Raw genomic sequence first — 4685 nt, forward strand, 5'->3', positions numbered from 1 at the left:
CCACGGCTTGACCGACAATCCCTTAGCTACCGCATTGCGGGCCAGCAGTCCGGCCGCGATCATGTTGAAGGGGTTGGACGTGTTCGTGCAGCTCGTGATCGCCGCGATCACGATGGCGCCGTCGGTCAACTCGAAGGATGCGCCGTCGACCGGCACTTTCCGGTCGGAAACCGGTCTGCCGCTGAGCTTCGCGTGATGCTCGCCGAAAGCCGCCGCGGCCTTGTCGAGGTCGATGCGGTTCTCGGGGTTCCACGGCCCCGCGATCGACGGGCGGATGCTTGCCAGATCCAGCGTTACGATCTGGTCGAACTCGGGCGCCGGGGTCGTCTCGTCGCGCCACAAGCCCTGCGCCCTGGCATAGGCTTCGACCAGTTGGACCTGTTCTTCCGGGCGGCCGGTGAGCCGGAGGTAATCGCGCGCACGCCAGTCCAGGGGGAAGAAGACGCAGGTGGCGCCGTATTCGGGCGCCATGTTGGCGATCGTACCCCGGGTCGCGACCTGAAGCGCATCCAGGCCCGGCCCGAAGAACTCGACGAACTTCCCGACGACGCCCAGCGCTCGAAGCTTCTCCGTTATCGTCAAAACGAGGTCGGTCGGCGTGGTTCCCTCCGGCAGGTTGCCGGTAACCTCGACTCCGACGACTTCCGGGACCGGCAGCGACACCGGCTTTCCCAGCATGACGGCCTCGGCCTCGATCCCGCCGACGCCCCAGCCGAGCACGCCCAAACCGTTTATCATCGTCGAATGGCTGTCGGTGCCGACCAGCGTGTCCGGATACGCCACGGTTCCCGCAGGCGTCTCATCGGTCCAGACAACCTTGGCCAGATGTTCGAGGTTGATCTGGTGCATGATGCCCTTGCCCGGTGGAACGACCCGAAGCCTGTCGAAGCTGCGCTGGCACCATCGCAGGAAGCTGAATCGCTCCGCGTTCCGCTCGTACTCGAGTGCGAGATTGGTTTGCCGGGCTTCGGCAGAGGCCGAAACATCGACTCTCAGCGAATGGTCGATCACCAGATCGGCGGGCACCTTGGGATTGACCGAGCGGGGATCGCCCCCGGCGGAGGCGACGGCATCGCGCAACGCCGCAAGATCGACCAGAACAGGAACGCCGAGAAGATCCTGTAGAAAAACGCGTGCCGGATAGAAGGTCAAGCCGGCGCCGATACGACGCTCCACGAGCGCTTGCAACTCACCTGGAGACGATCGCCCGTCGGCGACTTGGCGCATCAGGTTCTCAAGAAGAACGCGGAGGCTGAACGGCAGCCGGGCAAGTCCGTCGAAGCCCTGTACCGGAACATGGAGATAGTGCGTGCCTGCCACCTCCAGTTGCTCGTACTCTCCCATACTTTCCAACTCGAGAGAGTGTGACATCGCTTTGAACACTTATGAGTTGCATTAAAAGCGAAAATGTTTTAGATTTGTAAGAAAGACAATCTCTAAGGAACCATTTTATGGGACATGCGACAGCAGATCTTGTCGACGCCTATGAGGAAACGCTCCAGGTTTGCGATCTACAGTTCCGGGACCTCGGCGGGCGCAGGCGCTTTCATGGCATCATCCGTACGGTCCGCTGCAACCAGGACAACCTGCTGCTCAAGTCCGTGCTGTCGGAGCCGGGGCACGGCCATGTCCTTGTGATCGACGGCGGCGGTTCGCTCCATTCGGCCCTTGTCGGCGACGTGGTGGCCGGTCTTGGGGTCAGCAACGGCTGGTCAGGAATCGTCGTAAACGGCGCGATCCGGGACTCCGCGGCCATGTCCGGCCTCGACTTCGGCGTCAAGGCGCTGGGGACCAATCCGCGCAAGAGCACGAAGACCGGAGCTGGGGTAGTCGACCAGCCCGTCGGTTTCGGTGGGGTCGTCTTCACGCCCGGCCACAGTCTGTACGCGGACGAGGACGGCATCGTCGTCCGGGCCGAACCGGTCTGACCCCCGGCCAATCCCACGAGCCGGTCCGATCCGGCCGATCTCAAGGTCACGTCACTTACCTCTCGAGGAAACGACCATGAAGCGGTTTGCCGCAGTCCTTTGTGCGATGGCTATCGTCACGTTCCTTTGGTCATTGCCGGCGAAAGCCGACACCGCCCGCATAATGGTCCCTGCCTCGGCCGGCGGCGGCTGGGACGGCACGGCGCGGCAGACCATCCTGGCCTTGCAGCAATCCGGCCTGTTCAAGGACGGAACGCAGTTCACCAACAAGGGCGGCGCCGGCGGAACGATCGGGCTCGCGGAGTTCATCCGGACCGGCAAGGGCGACGACAACGCCTTGATGTTCATGGGCGCCATCATGGTGAGCAGCATCATCACCTCGAAATCGCCGGTCTCCCTCGATGGCACGATCCCGCTCGCGCGGCTGACCAACGAATACGATGCCGTCGCGGTGCCGATGTCGTCGGAGATCCGGACCCCGGCCGATCTGGTCGAGGCGCTGAGAAAGAACCCGGGCGCCCTGGCCGTCGGCGGCGGATCGCTGGGTGGCGTCGATCACGTGGCACTGGCGCTGATCGCCCGCGAAGCCGGAGTTGCCGCCGGCAAGCTCAACTACATCCCGTTTCCGGGCGGCGGCGACGTCGTCACCGCCGTTGCCGGCGGCAAGGTGAAGGCGGCGATCTCCGGCGCATCGGAGTTGAAGCCGCTGGCCGACGCCGGCCGCCTGCGCATCATCGCCGTCACGGGACCGGAGCGGCTCAAGGGCATCGACGCGCCTACACTCAAGGAAGCCGGCATCGACGTCGTGATCGGGAACTGGCGCGGCGTCGTCGGATCACCGGGCATGTCCGAGGCTGCCCATGCGGCCTGGCTGGAGCGGTTCGACAAGCTTGCCGCCGGCGAGGTGTGGAAGCAGACGCTGGAGCGCCAGGGCTGGGAAGACGCCTATCTGTCCGGCGACGCCTTCGTGGCTTTTCTGACGGCCGAGAAATCCAGGTGGAAGGCTATCCTGAAGGACGTCGGCCTCGCCGATTGAGCAGCCGGTCGCTTGACGGCCGGTCAAAGTCGGGCAGTGCATCCGCGCCACAAGGGAAAGCAGCATACATGTCAGGTTCGAAGACGCGTCCGTGGTGGCTGGGGCTTGGAGTCACAGGTCTTGGCGGTATCTGGCTCAACGGCGCGCTCTCGCTGGACATCGTGGCGAACTATGGCGGCATCGGTCCCGGCCTGTTCGTCGGTCTGGTCGGCTCCGGCCTGGTCCTGCTCGGCATCGTCCTGACCATCAGGATCGGACTGGGGGAGCGCTTCGAGCCCCAGGCGACCGAAGACATGACGCCCGACGCACTGTTCTCGCGGAGCGGCTTCCTCCTGGCGACGACGGCTGCGGCAGTGCCGCTGGCTACCATGCAGCCCATCGGCTTCCCAGCCACGGCGGCGCTGGTCTTCGCATTGGTCGCGCGCGCCTTCGGCGCCCGCCGCATCGTTCAGGATCTGGTCTTCGGCCTGATCCTGGGGAGCGCCTGCTGGTATGGCTTCAGGAGCCTGGGCGTGGGACTTGGCGGCTTTCTTCCTCTCCTGGGCTGGTGAACGGCGCATGGACGCATTGCCCTCATTGTTCGCCGGCTTCACCGTGGCCCTCCAGCCGATCAACCTGATGTGGGCGCTGGTCGGCACCATCCTCGGCACGGCCATCGGCATCCTGCCCGGTATCGGTCCGGCCCTGACCATAGCGCTGCTGTTGCCGGTGACGGCGCAAGTAGCGCCTGAATCGGCGCTGATCATGTTCGCGGGAATCCTGTACGGCGCGATGTATGGCGGGTCCACCACATCGATCCTGATCAATACGCCCGGCGAGAGCGGCTCCATGATGACCGCGCTGGAAGGCAACCAGATGGCGCGCCGGGGCCGGGGCGCCGCCGCCCTCGCGACGGCGGCAATCGGTTCTTTCGTGGCCGGAACGATCGGGACCGCCGGCTTGACCTTCCTGGCTCCGGCCATCGCCGAACTGGCGTTCGTCTTCGGGCCGGAAGATTATTTCGCCCTGATGGTGCTTGCGTTCACGTCGGTATCCGTGGTCATGGGCACTTCTCGGCTCAGGGGCTTTATCGCACTGTTCATCGGGCTTGCTCTCGGCGTCGTCGGCATCGACGGCCAGACCGCGCAGGCTCGCATGGTGTTCGGCTCGCCGGAACTGTTCGACGGCATACAGATCACCATCGTCCTGGTCTCGCTGTTCGCCATCGGCGAGACGATCTATGTCGCGAGCCGCTATCAGGCCGAGGCGCCCAGCATCAATCCACTTGCCGGCGGCATCCACATGACGGCGGATGACTGGCGGCGGTCCTGGAAGCCGTGGCTGCGGGGAACGGCGATCGGCTTTCCCATCGGCGCCCTGCCCGCCGGCGGCGCCGAGATCCCGACCTTCCTGTCCTATACGCTGGAACGCAGGCTCGCCGAAAAGCCGGAGGAGTTCGGCCAGGGCGCCATAGAAGGTGTCGCCGGACCCGAGGCCGCCAACAACGCCGCGGCAGCCGGCGTGCTCGTCCCGCTGCTGACGCTGGGTTTGCCGACATCGTCGACGGCCGCGATCCTGCTGGCGGCATTCCAGAACTACGGCCTACAGCCCGGTCCGATGCTGTTCATCAACAATGCGCAGCTGGTCTGGGGCCTGATCGCCTCGCTCTATGTCGGCAACGTCATGCTGCTGGTGCTCAACCTGCCGCTGGTCGGACTTTGGGTGCGGCTGCTGCTGATCCC

General features: G+C 65.0%; 5 protein-coding genes. 4 read left to right on the plus strand and 1 reads right to left on the minus strand.

Features of this window, described 5'->3' with window-relative positions:
- Nucleotides 1-1371: aconitase family protein (locus AC5JJ6_RS42275; protein ID WP_496047812.1), on the minus strand; the 1371-nt coding region annotated here is incomplete at its 3' end.
- Between the two features lie 80 nt (nt 1372-1451).
- Between AC5JJ6_RS42275 and rraA the strand changes: the two genes are divergently transcribed.
- The 4 genes from rraA to AC5JJ6_RS42295 form a co-directional block, all read left to right on the plus strand.
- Complete coding sequence (rraA, locus tag AC5JJ6_RS42280; RefSeq protein ID WP_496047813.1) at nt 1452-1928, plus strand: ribonuclease E activity regulator RraA; 477 nt, start codon at nt 1452-1454, stop codon at nt 1926-1928.
- A 76-nt stretch (nt 1929-2004) separates the two neighbouring features.
- Nucleotides 2005-2964, plus strand: a complete 960-nt coding sequence (locus tag AC5JJ6_RS42285; RefSeq protein ID WP_496047814.1) for a tripartite tricarboxylate transporter substrate binding protein — start codon at nt 2005-2007, stop codon at nt 2962-2964.
- A gap of 68 nt (nt 2965-3032) precedes the next feature.
- Complete coding sequence (locus AC5JJ6_RS42290; protein WP_496047815.1) at nt 3033-3515, plus strand: tripartite tricarboxylate transporter TctB family protein; 483 nt, start codon at nt 3033-3035, stop codon at nt 3513-3515.
- A gap of 7 nt (nt 3516-3522) precedes the next feature.
- A partial coding sequence (locus AC5JJ6_RS42295) for a tripartite tricarboxylate transporter permease (RefSeq protein WP_496047816.1) occupies nt 3523-4685 on the plus strand: 1163 nt, incomplete at its 3' end.

The organism is Skermanella sp., from assembly GCF_059503625.1.

What these genes read in the sequence shown, in the direction of transcription:
- rraA (WP_496047813.1), top strand. Translation starts at nt 1,452, where the DNA reads ATGGGACATGCGACAGCAGATCTTGTCGACGCCTATGAGGAAACGCTC.
- AC5JJ6_RS42285 (WP_496047814.1), top strand. Translation starts at nt 2,005, where the DNA reads ATGAAGCGGTTTGCCGCAGTCCTTTGTGCGATGGCTATCGTCACGTTC.
- AC5JJ6_RS42290 (WP_496047815.1), top strand. Translation starts at nt 3,033, where the DNA reads ATGTCAGGTTCGAAGACGCGTCCGTGGTGGCTGGGGCTTGGAGTCACA.